The organism is Aurantibacter sp., from assembly GCF_039941195.1.
GTDB lineage: Bacteria > Bacteroidota > Bacteroidia > Flavobacteriales > Flavobacteriaceae > Aurantibacter_A.
This window is the reverse complement of record NZ_JBDVFA010000012.1, coordinates 45695-60939: the sequence shown is the minus strand read 5'-3', so window position 1 is coordinate 60939 and position 15245 is coordinate 45695. Positions and strand designations below refer to the sequence as shown.

The window sequence follows — 15245 nt, the reverse complement described above, 5'->3', positions numbered from 1 at the left end:
TTGAAAATAGCACTTTTTGGATACGGTAAAATGGGTAAAATGATTGAACATGTTGCCATATCGCGAAAGCATGAAATTGTGGCTAAAATTGATGTTGATTCAGACCAACCAGATTATAATAATATTGATGTCGCAATAGATTTTAGTATGCCCAACGCTGCTTTTAAAAATATAAAGGCGTGCATCGAAAATAATGTGCCTGTTATTTCAGGAACCACAGGCTGGTTGGAAAATTATGACAAAGCAATTGCCTTATGTGAAGAAAAAAATGGGGCATTTATTTATGCTTCAAATTTTAGTTTGGGTGTTAATGTTTTTTTTGAATTGAATGAATACCTAGCCAAAATGATGAATAACCTAAAGGATTATAAAATTGCTTTAGAAGAAATTCATCATACTCAAAAACTAGATGCGCCAAGTGGAACGGCAATTACAATTGCTGAAGGTGTGATTTCAAATTCTGACTTTAATGCCTGGGAATTGGACGGGAAAGATGCAACCAAAATACCAATTACATCAAAAAGAATTGGTACAACACCAGGCACCCATACGGTAGCCTATGAGAATGAAATTGATTCAATTGAAATAAAACATACCGCTCATAATCGACAAGGTTTTGCTTTGGGAGCTGTGATTGCGGCAGAATGGATTTATGGAAAAACAGGAGTATTTTCTATGAAAGATGTGTTAAACCTTGGTTAACGAATACAATAATACTCCAATAAATACACTTAATTGCATAACAATTAGCAGGTTAATAAGCCTTAAATCATAAAACCAGAATATCAATATTAATTTCTTATGGACGGATTACAGTGGATTATTTTTATTCTAATTGTTCAAGTCATCCATTTTTTGGGGACTTGGAAACTTTATGTAAAAGCAGGCAGAAAGGCTTGGGAAGCTGCAATTCCTGTTTATAATGCCATAGTACTTATGCAAATAATAAACCGACCAAAATGGTGGGTTGTACTCTTATTTATACCAATTATTAATCTATTAATGTTCCCAGTCGTATGGGTAGAAACTATTAGGAGTTTTGGCAGAAATAAACTTTGGGAAACATGGGCTGTAATTCTATCCTTAGGTTTTTACATCTATTATGTAAACTATGCGTTGGACGTTACTTACGTTGAAGAACGTGATTTAAACCCAAGAACTGCTGCAGGTGAATGGGTTAGTTCTATTGTTTTTGCAATTGTCGCAGCTACTTTGGTACACACCTATTTTATCCAACCTTATGTTATTCCAACGGGATCTTTGGAGCGTACTTTACGAATTGGTGATTTACTTTTTGTAAGCAAGTTTCATTATGGAGCCCGTGTACCAATGACAACTGTTGCGGCGCCAATGGTGCATGATACAATTCCTGTTTTAGGTATTAAATCGTATTTAAATAAACCGCAATTACCCTATATGCGATTTCCAGGATTTAAAAAAATAAAGCGTAATGAAATAGTAGTTTTTAGTTGGCCAGCTGATACTGTAAGACGTTTTCATAGAAGTGAAAAGGGTGTAGATAAACCAATTGATAAAAAATCAAATTACGTTAAACGTTGCGTGGGTTTACCTGGGGATTCTTTAGAAGTACGCGATAATTTTGTTTTCATTAATGGGGAACAAAACGTTTTACCCGATAGAGCTAAACCAATGTTTGATCATGAGATTTATGCGAAAAAAGGAGTCTCGTCTAAATTTTTAGCTGAAATTGGAGTTACTGATTTTACAAGGAAGTATATCGTTGGTAATTTAACAGCTGAACAAGCAAACGTTCTTAATAATTACGTAATGGGTGTTAAACCCAGGGAAGATGGTAAACAAGAAATCTACACAAAAGAAAGTGGTATTCCTGTTTCGGTAATACGTCAATATGGAATAGCTATCACTGAAGAAAGTAGTCTTTCACGACAGGCTAAATTAACCGATGAAATGGTTGCGGCTTTAAAGGCAAATACACAAATAGATTCAGTAGTTCGAGTAATTCTCCCTAAAGGAATGGCGGACAGTAGAGCATTTCCTCAAAGTGCAGATTACCCATGGAATACGAATCAAATGGGACCGATATATATTCCGGAAAAAGGAAAAACAGTCGCTTTAAACCTTAAAGTTCTGCCACTTTACAAAAAAATAATTAGAGATTACGAAGGCAATACGGTTGGAGTAAAAGGAAATCAAGTAACTGTTAATGGAGAAGTTGCTGATAGTTATACTTTTAAACAAGATTATTACTGGATGATGGGTGACAACAGAGATGGCTCTGAAGATAGCCGCTCGTGGGGTTATGTGCCAGAAAACCATATCGTAGGTACGCCTATTTTTATATGGATGAGTTTTGATAATTTTAAAGAGGGTATTACGAATTGGAGACCCCGATGGGATCGGATATTCACAACTGTACATGGAAGTGGAGAACCAGTATCTTATTTTAAATATTTCTTAATTGCTTTAGTACTCTATTTTGTTGGTGATTATATTTGGAAAAAGAAGAAGTCTAATGAGTAATTTGTTTATTTAAACCAAAATTTAAAATACTTTTCATCTCTTATAAATCACATATTTATAATTTGATATTTAATTAAAAGTGAAAACCCTTTTACACCCTACGTATTTTCCCAACATTGTAAGCTTTGCTACAATTATTCAAAATGAAATTGTTTGGGAGGTAGAAGATAATTTTCAAAAGCAAACATACAGAAATCGCTGTGAAATATGCAACGACCGCGGACAGCACCTACTCAGCATACCCATTAGCCATGTTGGTGGTAATATCGGACGACAGAAATATAAAGACATAAAAATTGAAAATAGTTATGCATGGCAAAGACAACACTGGCGAACTCTTCAAACTGCATATCGCACCTCCCCATATTTTGAATTTTATGAAGATGATATTGCTCCACTTTATAATAATAATTTTGAGTTTCTATTGGATTTCAATTTAAAAACTATTGAAGCCATCACGGAAAGTTTGCAAATAGAAACTTCTAAAAATAAAACTGAGAGCTATATTAAAAACCCTGAAGGACTTTTAGATGCACGTTCTTTGGTAAGTACAAAAATTAAAATCGATACTAATTTTGAGGAATACGAACAGGTATTTGGTGATAGACATAATTTTATTGAAAATACGAGTATACTAGATTTACTTTTTAATGAAGGCCCTAATTCTAATCAATATTTAAAATCACAAGATTTAAGTTTATTAAATGCTTAGGTTTATTCTCCATTACGGAATTCATTTTCTAGTCCCTATTGCAATCGGATTTCTTTTTTTTAAAAAAGAAGAAAGGCTTACAATTATTTTAATTCTCCTTGCAGGAATTCTAATAGATATCGACCATATTTTTGCAAATCCTATTTTTGACCATGACCGCTGCAGTATTGGTTTTCACCCCCTACATTCCTATTGGGCAATTGCGACCTACATATTTTTACTTTTATTCAAAAAGACTAGAATAATAGGTTTAGCATTACTAATTCATATCATTGCAGATATCACAGATTGCTGGTTAATTTAATTACAACCTAAAAGTAGCCAATATTGGAAAATGATCTGAATACACTTGATTAAAATTTTTGTGCGAAGTTATCTCTATACCTGGATCTGCTAGCATAAAATCTATTCGTACAGGCATGCGATGAAAATTGAACGTTCTGCCATAACCACTACCCTTTTCATCAAAACTATCTAACCTATCCCCTTTTAAAATATTATAGGTTCTAGAATATTGATTATTATTAAAATCCCCTGTGATTATTGTTCTATAAGATACATCTTTACTATGCTTTGCTATTATTTCTGCTTGAGTCTCCTGCTTGTAAAACTTACTAGTTAATTTTTTATAAAGCTTTTGAGAATCGCTATTTCTAATTATTCCATGCCCTGGTGTAATCCCTAAAGATTGCATGTGTAAATTATATACTCTAATAGTATCTTTGGAGACCAAAATATCAGCATAACAGCCATTATTCACAGATTCAGTGAAAAGAATTGTCTCAGCCTCTATAATAGGATATTTCGAAAAAATACTTATTCCTGTACGTACTTGCCCTCTAGGTTTCTCCGATATATATTTATAAGGATAGTCAAAAGGTTTCATTTTATATTTATTAGAGGCTTCCTGAAAGCATACTATATCAGCTCCACTAGTTGCAACTAAATCCTTAATATCCTCAAACACTGTTTTACTTTCCAGATTGAGATTAGAATTAAACTGCCGCACATTATAGCTCATAATTTTTAAATCATCTTTTGAGCTATTATTTTCATTATTAAATTGAATAAATGTGCCCAATGAAAGATAACCACACACTAATGCAATAAGAGAAAGTATAAATTGACGTCTACCTTTTAAAACCCAATATCCAAGAAACATCACATTGACAATAACTAAAATTGGAGTTCCTAAGGCGAGAAAAGGTAAGAATGAAATTGTTGTTACTGAAACATACGGACTCAAACAATCCACAAGTAACAATAATGCGATAAGAATATTAAAGGCAAATATTATTTTATTAATAAAAGATAAATGCCTCATCGATTTAATCTTCTTTACCGGCCTTAAACAAGAAATCTTTCTCTGCCTTTGACAGATTCTCATAACCAGATTTACTAATCTTATCTAAGATTGCATCAATCTTACGTTGACGGCTCTCCTTTTCATAATTTACTGGCCGTTTAGCATTGGATGATTTTGCTTGTTTTTTATAAACCGTTTTTAAAGGACCTTTCTTTTCTTTGCCTTTGAATAAATTGGTAATTCCATCTATAAAATTCGAGAAGCCCTCACCAATATCTCGACCATTTGTTAATTGTCTAGCGTACATATAACCTAAAAATGCACCACCCAAATGAGCTATATGTCCTCCTGCATTTGTACCATAAGGAATTTGAATTAAATCGGATAAAACTACGAAAGCTCCTAAATACCAAAGTTTAATATTAAAAAAGATTACGCGAACTTCTTGATTTGGAATATAGGTACAAATAAAGATAAGAATTGCCGTTACACCTGCTGAAGCACCAATAATTCCAGAAGTTGCAATATTTAGAAGACCTGGCAGTACATTATAACTGAACATAAATAAAAGGCCTCCTGCAATAACCCCAAGAAAATATACATTTATAAATTTTCGATCTCCAAATAGGTTTAAAAATATCCGGCTCGAAAAATACAGCAGCAGCATATTCCAAAAAAGATGCATAAAACCACCGTGAAAAAAAGAATAGGTTATCAACGACCATGGTTGCATTAAAAAATCAAAAAAATCCTTTGGCAACTCAAACCATTTGTCAATTGCATTTTGCGATAAACCTAAAAGAAAAGGTAGTAAAGCATTTAAAATAAAAACCACCACATTAATAGCAATTAGCTTTTCAGCAATGCTTAATGTTGCGTATTTATATCGTAAGCCACCTGTATTCATGTTACTTTTTTCAAATTTGGCGCTATGTAAGTATTACTATTCACCAATTACTGTATTAATCCCAACGTCGATTATTAAAACTATTTTTCTTCCAATACCACATCACTAATCCTCCAACAATAGCACCACCAACATGGGCCATATACGCCGTATTACTCGGACTAAAGAAAGATTGTCCAGAAACCGCAGAAATGACATCAAGTAATATAATTCCTGGAATAAAATATTTTGCTTTTATCGGAATTGGTAAGAAAATCAACATCAATTCAGCATTTGGATTCATTATTCCAAAAGCTGCCAATATACCCATTATACATCCTGATGCTCCTACCATAGAAGCATTATAAATTGGATAAAGCTCTTTTAAATTGGCTAACTGATTACCTACTAATTCTATATTAGTTTGATTAGTTGTAAGCATCTCTACAATTTGTACACTAGACAAACCTGAGTTAATCAACTCATCAAATGCAGGGATATAATTAAAATAGTAGCTCCCTAGTTGAAATAATACGGCCCCAAGTCCAGCTGAAAAATATAGGAATAAAAATTTATTTTTTCCCAAATAGCGTTCTACTGGAACACCAAACATCCAAAGACCAAACATGTTAAATAAAATATGAGAAAAACCACCATGCATAAACATATGAGTGGCTATTTGCCAGATACCAAAATTTGCATTTTTAGGAAACCAAAGTGCAAACCACTGATACATTTGATCACCATAAATCTGAGTAGCTAAAAAAAATAGTACATTAATAATAAGCAAATGTTTTACTGCATCTGAAATCTGAAAATTCATAGATTAAAATTTATTTGCGATATCGTTTTCAGTTATCGTGATATATATTCTTTTATTAAACGGACTTATAGTAGCTTCCTTACAAGCAAATAAGTCATTCACTAAAGCTAATTGCGACTCTTGATCCAAACGTTCACCTGTTTTTATGGCTAAAGCTTTGCACAAAGATTTTGAAAGACGATCCGTTTGAGAAAAACTCTCACTAACTGTATTTTCTCGAAAATCGTACAATAATTGCTCAACTACACTAGCCACATCAGATTCAGTCATAGATACTGGCACCCCTTTTATTTCAATAGATTCTTCATCCGTATCTCCAAACGCAAAACCCAAAGCATTCAAATCTTCTTTAATTTCTAACAAATCATTTAATTCATTTTTGCTAAAACTTAATTTTAATGGAAATAACAGTTGTTGGCTTACAGATTCTTGCGAAGTTCCGTGTTTTAGAAAACGTTCGTAAAGCACCCGCTGATGCGCCCTACCTTGATCAATTATAAGCATTCCCGAACGTACAGTAGTCACTACATATTTGCCATGCAATTGAAAAGTAGTACTGGCCAATTTTAACTCTTCTTCATCAGTATCAAAAACAGAACCCGTAATTGTCTCCGATTCAAAGCTCAAACTGCTAAAATCAACCTCTTTACCTACTTTAGATTCTAGTCCAACATATAGATTTTCCCACCCTTTTGTTGATTTCTTTCGTGGCATTTGCATAGTACCACCTTTATTCTCAGCAAAAGGATTAAATGTTGAATCCACCTCAACTTTCGGTTGTTCTACACCTTTATTAGTATATGAATAAGGTACTTCTAAATTTTGATCTTGCTGAAAATCTAATGCAGGTACCACGCTAAATTGACCTAAACTATGTTTTATTGTAGATCTGATAATCGCATATAAGGTATGCTCATCATCAAATTTTACTTCTGTTTTTGTCGGGTGAATATTAATATCTATAGTACCTGGATCAACATCTAAATACAAAAAATAACCAGGATGTGTCCCGGGTTTTACTAATCCTTCAAAAGCAGCTACTACAGCATGATTTAAATATCCACTTTTAATAAAGCGATTATTCACAAAAAAATATTGCTCCCCCCTACTCTTCTTAGCAAATTCCGGTTTTTTAATGAATCCTGAAATTTTTACAACTTGAGTCTCTTCATTAACGGGAACCAATTTTTGATTTGTTTTAGAACCAAAAACGTTAACGATGCGCTGTCTTAAATTTGAACTAGGAAGATTAAAAAGCTCACTACCATTGCTATAATACTGAAAAGAAATTTTAGGATGAGCCAAGGCTACCCTATGAAATTCATCTGTAATATGCCTTAATTCTACCTGATTCGACTTTAAAAAATTGCGTCTTGCCGGGATATTAAAAAAAAGATGTTTTACAGAAAGTGATGTTCCTTTTGGAGTAGCACAAGTTTCTTGAAAAATAATTTTACTTCCCTCAATTTTTATATGTGTACCAATCTCATCTTGTTCGGGCTTTGTCTGCATTTCTACATGAGCAATAGCCGCTATAGATGCCAAGGCTTCACCACGGAAACCTTTTGTACCCAATTTAAAAAGATCTTCAGCTTTTTGAATCTTAGAAGTAGCATGCCGTTCAAAACTTAATCGAGCATCGGTAGTACTCATACCTATGCCATTGTCAACCACTTGAATTAAAGTTTTACCACCTTCTTTAACAATAAGTTTTATAGTACTTGCTCCTGCATCAATAGCGTTCTCTAACAATTCCTTTACAACAGATGCTGGTCTCTGCACAACCTCACCAGCAGCTATCTGATTAGCGACATGGTCAGGTAAAAGTTTTATGATATCTGCCATTATTGCGGAAAGAATATAGAAATGTCAAAATCGATGACATATAGAAAAGCGAAGATTAAAATTGCAATAATAACTATCATTCGCAACCTAAGGTTTCTATCACCTTCTTTGCGCATATCTTCAATAGCGTTACCAAACTTTCCTTTTAATCCTCGTGTAACATGAGCCGTAGTTCTGTATTTATCAAAACGGTGTTCTAACTTAAATGGACTCCCTTCACCTTTGTCGTCGTAATAACGTGGTGAATAGTCGAACGTTTTGTTCTTACCTAACTTCGTAAATTTTCTTAGAAAACTCATAGCCTCAAAGTTAATTAAAATCAAAAAACATGCCGTGTTTCAACAGCTAAATTTTGTTAAAGCAACCTTATAAACCTCGAAATTCAATAGAAATAAGAAAAAAAGTAGTTTTAGAGCTAATAATTTACTTATCAAATAAGTAAGCTTTTCACCAATGCTATCCTAATGTAGCCATTTTAATAGCAGCTATAGCAGCCTCTGCTCCTTTATTACCATGCTTTCCTCCACTACGGTCTATTGCTTGTTGCATAGTATTATCTGTTAGCACACAGAAAACAACAGGTGTATCGTATTTCACATTTAAATCCTTTATGCCCTGTGTAACACCACTACATACAAAATCGAAATGTTTGGTTTCACCTTGAATTACACTACCAATTGCGATTACTGCATCGATTTCTGTAGAAGTAATCATTTTTTTACAACCGTAGGTAAGTTCAAAACTACCGGGAACATTCCAACGAATAATATTCTCCGAAATCGCACCACAATCTAAAAGGGCCGCTTCTGCACCTTCATAGAGTCCTTCTGTAATTTCGTCGTTCCACTCAGAAACAACAATTCCGAATCGAAGAAGCTTCGCATTCGGAATTTTAGTTTTATCGTAAAATGATAAGTTTTTATTTGCTGTAGCCATTGGATTTATTTTCCACTTTTAGCCATACCAATAAAGGCATCAATAGTATTAGCCTCGTCAGATTCTGAAAATTCATTCTTTACCCTTTCAAAATATTTTAAAGCCTTGTCTTTTTCACCTAATTCCAAAGAAGCAACTCCTGCTTTGTATAAAAATTTTGGTGTTGTATAATCATTCTTATTATGATTTGCAGCACTTTCATAGTAACCTAAAGCATCAGCAGGCTGATTTAATTGCATAAATGCATCACCTAAACCTCCTTTTGCTAAGGCTCCTAATATAGCATCATCTGAAGAAAAATCTTCTAAATGACTTATTGCTTCTTGATATTTTTGCATATTTAAATATGCCATTCCAGCAGAATAATTGGCAAGATTAGCTGATTTCGTACCAGGGTACTCATCAATAATATCTAAAAAGCCATATTTTCCTTCCGCTCCATTTAGAGCTAAACTAAAAAGTGAATCTTTTGCAGTTGCATTGTTTAAAGCTTCATCGAAATATTGTTGAGGATAGTACATTTCATTTGCAGCACTTGCTTCTTTCGGCTCTTGTACCAAATATTGAAATCCTAAATAACCCAAAACGCCTACGGCAATAACACCGATTATGCCTAGAATGTAGTTCTGATTTTTGGCAACCCACGCCTCTGTTTTAGATGCGCTTTCATCCAATGTGCTAAAAACCTCAGCAGTTGTACTGTCTTGTGTATCAAACTGTTGTTCTTCAACTTTGTTTTTAGGTTTGTTCCCTCTTTTCTTGTATGTTGCCATTCCAATTATTAATTATCGCGCAAAAATAAAGTTTTTATCGAAAACCAGAGTTGAATTTATCCGTTATTTTTCGATAATTTGCACGTCCTTACCTCCGAAAAATAGAATAAAAAATGCATCTTGATAAACTTTCGCTACTTAATTACAAGAATTTTGACTCATCAGATTTTGAGTTCGATGCGAAAATAAACTGCTTTGTAGGTGCCAACGGTATTGGTAAAACCAACATATTAGACTCCGTTTATCATCTTTCATTTGGCAAAAGTTATTTTAACCCTGTTAGCAGTCAAAACATAAAACATGGTGAAGAATTCTTTGTTATTGATGGTGAATTCACGAAAAACGAACGTATTGAAAAAATTGTTTGTAGCTTAAAAAAAGGTGCAAAAAAGGCTATTAAGCGAAATGGAAAATTGTATGATCGTCTTTCTGATCATATTGGCCTACTACCCCTAGTAATTATTTCACCTGCCGATCGAGATCTTATTATTGAGGGTAGTGACACCAGACGAAAATTTATTGATGGCGTTATTTCACAATCAGATAAATCTTACTTAGAAATTTTATTAAAGTACAATAAGGTTTTAGCCCAACGAAATGCATTATTAAAATACTTTGCAGCAAACAGAACCTTTGATGCTGATGCCTTAGCGGTTTACAATGAACAACTAAATGATTTTGGGCAAGAAATATTTGAAAAACGTGAGGCTTTTATGGCCACTTTTATTCCTATTTTCAAAAAACAATATGAAGAAATTTCGGGAGGTAATGAAATAGTATCACTGAGTTATCAAAGTAAAGTTTCACAAAATACCATCCTTACACTTCTTGAAAAAAATTTAGACAAAGACCGTGCATTACAATACACATCTGTTGGTATTCATAAAGATGATTTAAGTTTTGAAATAGCCGGACATCCTATTAAGAAATTTGGAAGTCAAGGGCAGCAAAAATCATTTTTAATAGCCTTAAAATTTGCTCAATTTTATTTTATAAAAGAACAAGCAAAAGCAACACCTATACTACTTTTGGATGATATTTTCGATAAATTAGATGAACATAGAGTGGCACATATTATAGCCTTGGTTGATAATGAAAATTTCGGACAAATCTTTCTTAGTGACACACATGCTGATCGCACAGAAAACATTGTTAAAAACATACATCAATCTTATAAAATATTTAAATTGTAAGATGAAAAAGGTAGCTATTATTGTTTTATTTATTTTTTGCTCGTGCAAAAGTGAAGTGGCCGAAAAAGACCTTAACTTCTTGAATGGATATTGGGAAATTGAAGAGGTGATTTTTACAGATGGAAGCTCTAAAGAATATGGAGTAAATACAAGTGTAGATTTTATTAAAATTGAGAATAAAAAGGGGTTTCGAAAAAAAGTGCAACCCAAATTAGATGGCACATTTAATACTACCAATGATACCGATATAATTGTAATCACTGATAATAAGGGACGATTTTCTATTAACTATACAAACAATATAAATGAAGGTGTAGTTGACCAACGTTCAGAGTTATTGGTAGCCCTCTCCGAAAATAATTACTCTGTTCGTAACTTAGACGGAATCACCTATCACTACAAGCGCTTTCAACCTTTTAATATTCTGAAATAATGGCCAAACGAAGAAATGAACATATTAACATGGGCCAAGCCTTAAACGAATTTTTAAAAAAAAATAAGCTCGAAAAAGGAATGGAAAAAGTTGAAGCTCGTGATGCTTGGGTAAAATTAATGGGTAATGGTGTAAATAATTACACTACTTCTGTTGAATACAAAGACCATATACTTTATGTTTCGTTGTCCTCTTCTGTACTACGTGATGAACTAAGTATGGGGAAATCTAAGATTGTTTCAATGTTAAATGAAGAATTAGGTAAAGATTTGATACGAAAACTTGTCTTGAGATAGATAGTACTTACTATTGACAAATAAAAAACCGTTAAATCGTACGATTTAACGGTTTTTTATATTCTTCTTCTTAAACTTATATGTTTAGTATATTTCTCTTCCTGAAAAATGAAAAGCTCCTTCGATAGCTGCATTTTCATCACTATCAGAACCATGTACTGCATTTTCTGCAATATCAGTAGCGTATAACTTTCTTATTGTGCCTTCAGCAGCCTCAGCTGGATTAGTAGCACCAATTAACGCGCGAAAATCTTCAACAGCATTATCTTTTTCTAAAATAGCCGATACAATTGGACCTCTGGTCATAAATTCAACTAGCTCCCCAAAAAATGGACGTTCTTTATGTATCGCATAAAACTCCTGAGCATCACGTAAGCTTAATTGCGTATATTTTAAAGCCACAATTTTAAATCCGGCTGAAGATATCTTTTCTAAAATAGCACCTATATGCCCATTTTCTACGGCATCTGGCTTAATCATTGTAAACGTTCTATTGGTTGTCATACTATAAAATTTTGGGCAAAAATACGGTTTTCATTAGAACCTACAACCTTTTCATGTTATGCCTCTGTAAATAGCATTTATTATAAGACAAACTACATTTGTAGTACTCGAGCATTGATGGAAATCTGACTATTTTTGATTTCGTCTATTCCTTAATATGTTAATAGTTGTATCTTTGCGTCCATGAATTTAGAGGATATTAACAGTGTAAAAAACCTACTATCTACTCCCCAAAAGATTGTAATTGTTCCACATAAAAATCCCGATGGCGATGCTATTGGATCTACTGTGGCGCTTTGGCATTATTTAAAAAATATGGGGCAAGATGTTGATGTGGTTTCACCAAATGACTTTCCTGACTTTTTAAAATGGATTCCCGGAAATGAAGCTATATTAAATTTTGAAAAAGAAAATTCTCAATCTAAAGATAGAATTTCTAAAGCGACGCTAATTTTTACTTTAGATTTTAATCATCTAAGCAGAATTGGTCAAATGCAAAATTATTTAAGTGAAGCTACCGCTCAATTTATAATGATTGATCATCATCAAGCTCCTGCAGACTACGCTAAAATAACCTATTCAGATGTAAGCATGAGTTCAACTTGTGAAATGGTTTACAATTTTATCGAGTACCTAAATGATACAGATAAAATAACGCCAGAAATAGCAACTTGTATCTACACAGGTATTATGACCGATACCGGATCTTTTAAATTTAGGTCTACGACAAGCCGAACACATCGTGTTATTGCAGACTTAATAGATAAGGGAGCGCAAAACACAGAAATACATCATCAGATTTATGATACAAATAATTCAAGTAGGCTAAAATTATTAGGAATAGCGCTTAATAATATGGTAATATTAAATGATTACAACACTGCCTACATCACCCTAACTCAAGAAGAACTCAATTCCTGTGATTACAAAAAAGGTGATACCGAAGGTTTTGTGAATTATGGCTTAACGCTAAAAGGAATTAAATTTGCGGTAATTTTTATTGAGAACAGTGAAGAAGGAATTATTAAAATTTCGTTTAGATCTGTAGGTGATTTTTCAGTAAATCAGTTTGCACGAAATCATTTTGAAGGTGGTGGTCATGATAATGCCGCTGGTGGAAAAAGTGATTTATCAATTAATGAAACTACCGAAAAGTTTACGAAATTATTAGAAAATTATAAAACGGATTTAATATGAGAAATATAATCTCAGCCTTTCTCATACTGTCGATTGTTAGTTGTGGTGAGGGTCCAGAGCCGAGAAAACCAGTAAAAGTTACATCTGCTAATTTTTATAAGGAATCTGCAGAGCGAAGTAGAAAATTATTAGAGGCTGAAGAAAAATTAATTGAAAATTTAATTACATCGGATACAACGAGCACCTATGAGCATAGTGCTACTGGTTCTTGGTATACTTTTATTAAGAAAAACGAAGAGGACACAAATACTGCGCAAACAGATGATTTGGTGACCATGACCTACAATATTCTTGCTTTAGATAACGACACTATTTATTCAATGCAAGACATTGGAATAAAAACCTATAAAGTAGACAAGCAAGAAATGTTTCAAGGACTTCGCGACGGTATAAAATTGATGAAAGAAAACGAAACTGCAACTTTTCTATTTCCATCTTCTCTAGCTTACGGCTATCACGGAGATAATGATAAAATTGGCTCTAACATTCCATTAAAGGCAACTGTGGCCATTATAAAAATTGAAAAACCAATAGATAGTATTCAATAATTATAATCATTGATTTAACCATATTGAACAGTTAACATATCACAATTAAAACAAACAAATGATATTTAAATTTAGAAAAATGAATAAAATAATCTTTGCACTGGCCGTAGCAATTGCATTTACAGGCTGTAAGAGTCAGTATGCCGATTTAGGAGATGGGCTTTTTGCTGATATACAAACGAATAAAGGAGAAATAATTGTAAGACTTGAGCAAGATTATACTCCAGTTACTGTTGCTAATTTTATTACTCTAGCAGAAGGAACTAGTCCGTTTGTAAGTGAAAAATTCAAAGGTAAAAAGTATTACGATGGCGTGACTTTTCATAGAGTTATTAAAGATTTTATGATTCAAGGTGGTGACCCTACTGGCACTGGTGCTGGAAATCCTGGTTATAAATTCGTTGATGAATTAACTGATTCTTTACATCACGATAAAAAGGGAATTCTTTCTATGGCTAATTCTGGATTCGAAACCAATGGAAGCCAATTCTTTATAACACATAAGGCTACTCCTTTTTTAGATGGGTACGAAAATGGCTTTCTAAAGCAATGTAAAAACCCGAGAGTTAGTTGTCATACTGTTTTTGGTGAAGTTGTTGAAGGTATGAATGTTGTAGATTCCATTGCTAATGTTAAAACTGCTGCTGGTGATAAACCAATAGACCCTGTTTCTATGAAAACTGTTTCAATTATTAGAAATGGTAAGGCAGCTAAAAACTTTGATGCTGTGGCGGTAATGACGCAATATTTTGCTGATGAGGAAGCAAAAATTGCAGCTCTAAATAAAATGAAAGCAGATTTTGTTACTGAGTTAACGGCGCAAAAGGAAAAAGCTGAAGAACTACCTTCTGGTTTAAAAGTTTTAAAATTAAACGAAGGAACTGGTGATAAACCAAAATTAGGCCAGAATGTTCTTGTTGATTATGCAGGTTATTTAACCGATGGTTCTTTATTTGATAGTAGTTATGCTGAAGTTGCAAAAAAATATGGCACCTTTGACGAGAATAGTAGCTACTCTCCTTTGCCCGTAGTCTACAGCCCAGATGCAAGAATGATTGCAGGTTTTAAAGAAGCAGTTTTGAGCATGAAAGTTGGTGATAAACTACGCGTTTTTATTCCGCCTCATTTAGGATATGGCGCTCAAGGTGCCGGAAACGTGATTCCTCCAAATGCAGACTTAGTTTTTGATTTAGAACTCACAGGTATAAATCAAGCGAAATAAAATTTAAATACTAAAAGAGGTTTGCAATGCAAGCCTCTTTTTTTACCCACTATTTAGCCAAATGAATTA

General features: G+C 33.3%; 18 protein-coding genes. 10 read left to right on the top strand and 8 right to left on the bottom strand.

Features of this window, described 5'->3' with window-relative positions; genetic code table 11:
• The 4 genes from dapB to ABJF52_RS02060 all read left to right on the top strand — a co-directional run bounded on the left by dapB (position 1) and on the right by ABJF52_RS02060 (position 3518).
• Positions 1 to 702 carry a 4-hydroxy-tetrahydrodipicolinate reductase gene (gene dapB / locus ABJF52_RS02075; RefSeq protein WP_348145579.1) on the top strand — a complete coding sequence of 234 codons (702 nt, stop codon included), beginning with the start codon at positions 1 to 3 and terminating at the stop codon, positions 700 to 702.
• A 99-nt stretch (positions 703 to 801) separates the two neighbouring features.
• Positions 802 to 2502, top strand: coding sequence for a signal peptidase I (lepB, locus tag ABJF52_RS02070; protein WP_348145576.1), 1701 nt, complete (start codon positions 802 to 804; stop codon positions 2500 to 2502).
• A 79-nt stretch (positions 2503 to 2581) separates the two neighbouring features.
• Positions 2582 to 3214 carry a WbqC family protein gene (locus ABJF52_RS02065; protein ID WP_348145574.1) on the top strand — a complete coding sequence of 211 codons (633 nt, stop codon included), beginning with the start codon at positions 2582 to 2584 and terminating at the stop codon, positions 3212 to 3214.
• On the top strand, positions 3207 to 3518 hold the full coding sequence (locus ABJF52_RS02060; RefSeq protein ID WP_348145571.1) for a DUF6122 family protein: 312 nt from the start codon (positions 3207 to 3209) through the stop codon (positions 3516 to 3518). Before ABJF52_RS02065 ends, ABJF52_RS02060 begins: the two co-directional genes overlap by 8 nt.
• On the opposite strand, the gene ABJF52_RS02055 is transcribed toward ABJF52_RS02060, so the two are convergent.
• The 7 genes from ABJF52_RS02055 to ABJF52_RS02025 all read right to left on the bottom strand — a co-directional run bounded on the left by ABJF52_RS02055 (position 3519) and on the right by ABJF52_RS02025 (position 9783).
• Positions 3519 to 4538 carry an endonuclease/exonuclease/phosphatase family protein gene (locus tag ABJF52_RS02055; protein ID WP_348145568.1) on the bottom strand — a complete coding sequence of 340 codons (1020 nt, stop codon included), beginning with the start codon at positions 4536 to 4538 and terminating at the stop codon, positions 3519 to 3521.
• Positions 4539 to 4542: 4 nt separating this feature from the next.
• Positions 4543 to 5427: a rhomboid family intramembrane serine protease gene (locus tag ABJF52_RS02050; RefSeq protein WP_348145565.1), complete on the bottom strand. Its 885-nt coding sequence runs from the start codon at positions 5425 to 5427 to the stop codon at positions 4543 to 4545.
• Positions 5428 to 5482: 55 nt separating this feature from the next.
• Complete coding sequence (locus tag ABJF52_RS02045) at positions 5483 to 6229, bottom strand: rhomboid family intramembrane serine protease (protein ID WP_348145562.1); 747 nt, start codon at positions 6227 to 6229, stop codon at positions 5483 to 5485.
• 3 nt (positions 6230 to 6232) lie between these two features.
• Positions 6233 to 8074, bottom strand: coding sequence for a DNA mismatch repair endonuclease MutL (gene mutL, locus ABJF52_RS02040; RefSeq protein WP_348145559.1), 1842 nt, complete (start codon positions 8072 to 8074; stop codon positions 6233 to 6235).
• Positions 8074 to 8373, bottom strand: coding sequence for a riboflavin synthase subunit beta (locus ABJF52_RS02035; RefSeq protein ID WP_348145556.1), 300 nt, complete (start codon positions 8371 to 8373; stop codon positions 8074 to 8076). The genes mutL and ABJF52_RS02035 overlap by 1 nt, the downstream gene beginning before the upstream one ends.
• Positions 8374 to 8530: 157 nt before the next feature.
• Positions 8531 to 9010, bottom strand: a complete 480-nt coding sequence (gene ribH, locus ABJF52_RS02030; protein ID WP_348145553.1) for a 6,7-dimethyl-8-ribityllumazine synthase — start codon at positions 9008 to 9010, stop codon at positions 8531 to 8533.
• 5 nt (positions 9011 to 9015) lie between these two features.
• Positions 9016 to 9783: a tetratricopeptide repeat protein gene (locus ABJF52_RS02025; RefSeq protein ID WP_348145550.1), complete on the bottom strand. Its 768-nt coding sequence runs from the start codon at positions 9781 to 9783 to the stop codon at positions 9016 to 9018.
• Between the two features lie 113 nt (positions 9784 to 9896).
• On the opposite strand from ABJF52_RS02025, the gene ABJF52_RS02020 reads away from it, so the two are divergent.
• The 3 genes from ABJF52_RS02020 to ABJF52_RS02010 are packed head-to-tail and all read left to right on the top strand — an operon-like array spanning position 9897 to position 11705.
• Positions 9897 to 10976 carry a DNA replication/repair protein RecF gene (locus tag ABJF52_RS02020; RefSeq protein ID WP_348145547.1) on the top strand — a complete coding sequence of 360 codons (1080 nt, stop codon included), beginning with the start codon at positions 9897 to 9899 and terminating at the stop codon, positions 10974 to 10976.
• A gap of 1 nt (position 10977) precedes the next feature.
• Entirely contained in the window at positions 10978 to 11409 is a 432-nt protein-coding gene (locus ABJF52_RS02015; protein ID WP_348145544.1) for a hypothetical protein, read from the top strand.
• Positions 11409 to 11705 carry a DUF721 domain-containing protein gene (locus ABJF52_RS02010; RefSeq protein ID WP_348145542.1) on the top strand — a complete coding sequence of 99 codons (297 nt, stop codon included), beginning with the start codon at positions 11409 to 11411 and terminating at the stop codon, positions 11703 to 11705. Before ABJF52_RS02015 ends, ABJF52_RS02010 begins: the two co-directional genes overlap by 1 nt.
• Before the next feature lie 84 nt (positions 11706 to 11789).
• On the opposite strand, the gene ABJF52_RS02005 is transcribed toward ABJF52_RS02010, so the two are convergent.
• Positions 11790 to 12209: a nucleoside-diphosphate kinase gene (locus ABJF52_RS02005; protein WP_348145539.1), complete on the bottom strand. Its 420-nt coding sequence runs from the start codon at positions 12207 to 12209 to the stop codon at positions 11790 to 11792.
• A 183-nt stretch (positions 12210 to 12392) separates the two neighbouring features.
• Between ABJF52_RS02005 and ABJF52_RS02000 the strand changes: the two genes are divergently transcribed.
• From ABJF52_RS02000 to ABJF52_RS01990, 3 genes are all read left to right on the top strand, one after another.
• Positions 12393 to 13406: a bifunctional oligoribonuclease/PAP phosphatase NrnA gene (locus ABJF52_RS02000; protein ID WP_348145536.1), complete on the top strand. Its 1014-nt coding sequence runs from the start codon at positions 12393 to 12395 to the stop codon at positions 13404 to 13406.
• Positions 13403 to 13954, top strand: coding sequence for a gliding motility-associated peptidyl-prolyl isomerase GldI (gldI, locus tag ABJF52_RS01995; protein ID WP_348145533.1), 552 nt, complete (start codon positions 13403 to 13405; stop codon positions 13952 to 13954). Before ABJF52_RS02000 ends, gldI begins: the two co-directional genes overlap by 4 nt.
• 79 nt (positions 13955 to 14033) lie before the next feature.
• Complete coding sequence (locus tag ABJF52_RS01990) at positions 14034 to 15176, top strand: peptidylprolyl isomerase (protein WP_348145530.1); 1143 nt, start codon at positions 14034 to 14036, stop codon at positions 15174 to 15176.
• Positions 15177 to 15245: the final 69 nt, after the last annotated feature.

Excerpts from the sequence above, each read along its gene's own strand:
- lepB (WP_348145576.1), top strand. The coding sequence starts at position 802 with ATGGACGGATTACAGTGGATTATTTTTATTCTAATTGTTCAAGTCATC.
- ABJF52_RS02060 (WP_348145571.1), top strand. The coding sequence starts at position 3,207 with ATGCTTAGGTTTATTCTCCATTACGGAATTCATTTTCTAGTCCCTATT.
- ABJF52_RS02055 (WP_348145568.1), bottom strand. The coding sequence starts at position 4,538 with ATGAGGCATTTATCTTTTATTAATAAAATAATATTTGCCTTTAATATT.
- ABJF52_RS02050 (WP_348145565.1), bottom strand. The coding sequence starts at position 5,427 with ATGAATACAGGTGGCTTACGATATAAATACGCAACATTAAGCATTGCT.
- ABJF52_RS02045 (WP_348145562.1), bottom strand. The coding sequence starts at position 6,229 with ATGAATTTTCAGATTTCAGATGCAGTAAAACATTTGCTTATTATTAAT.
- mutL (WP_348145559.1), bottom strand. The coding sequence starts at position 8,074 with ATGGCAGATATCATAAAACTTTTACCTGACCATGTCGCTAATCAGATA.
- ABJF52_RS02035 (WP_348145556.1), bottom strand. The coding sequence starts at position 8,373 with ATGAGTTTTCTAAGAAAATTTACGAAGTTAGGTAAGAACAAAACGTTC.
- ribH (WP_348145553.1), bottom strand. The coding sequence starts at position 9,010 with ATGGCTACAGCAAATAAAAACTTATCATTTTACGATAAAACTAAAATT.
- ABJF52_RS02025 (WP_348145550.1), bottom strand. The coding sequence starts at position 9,783 with ATGGCAACATACAAGAAAAGAGGGAACAAACCTAAAAACAAAGTTGAA.
- ABJF52_RS02020 (WP_348145547.1), top strand. The coding sequence starts at position 9,897 with ATGCATCTTGATAAACTTTCGCTACTTAATTACAAGAATTTTGACTCA.
- ABJF52_RS02015 (WP_348145544.1), top strand. The coding sequence starts at position 10,978 with ATGAAAAAGGTAGCTATTATTGTTTTATTTATTTTTTGCTCGTGCAAA.
- ABJF52_RS02010 (WP_348145542.1), top strand. The coding sequence starts at position 11,409 with ATGGCCAAACGAAGAAATGAACATATTAACATGGGCCAAGCCTTAAAC.
- ABJF52_RS02005 (WP_348145539.1), bottom strand. The coding sequence starts at position 12,209 with ATGACAACCAATAGAACGTTTACAATGATTAAGCCAGATGCCGTAGAA.
- ABJF52_RS02000 (WP_348145536.1), top strand. The coding sequence starts at position 12,393 with ATGAATTTAGAGGATATTAACAGTGTAAAAAACCTACTATCTACTCCC.
- gldI (WP_348145533.1), top strand. The coding sequence starts at position 13,403 with ATGAGAAATATAATCTCAGCCTTTCTCATACTGTCGATTGTTAGTTGT.
- ABJF52_RS01990 (WP_348145530.1), top strand. The coding sequence starts at position 14,034 with ATGAATAAAATAATCTTTGCACTGGCCGTAGCAATTGCATTTACAGGC.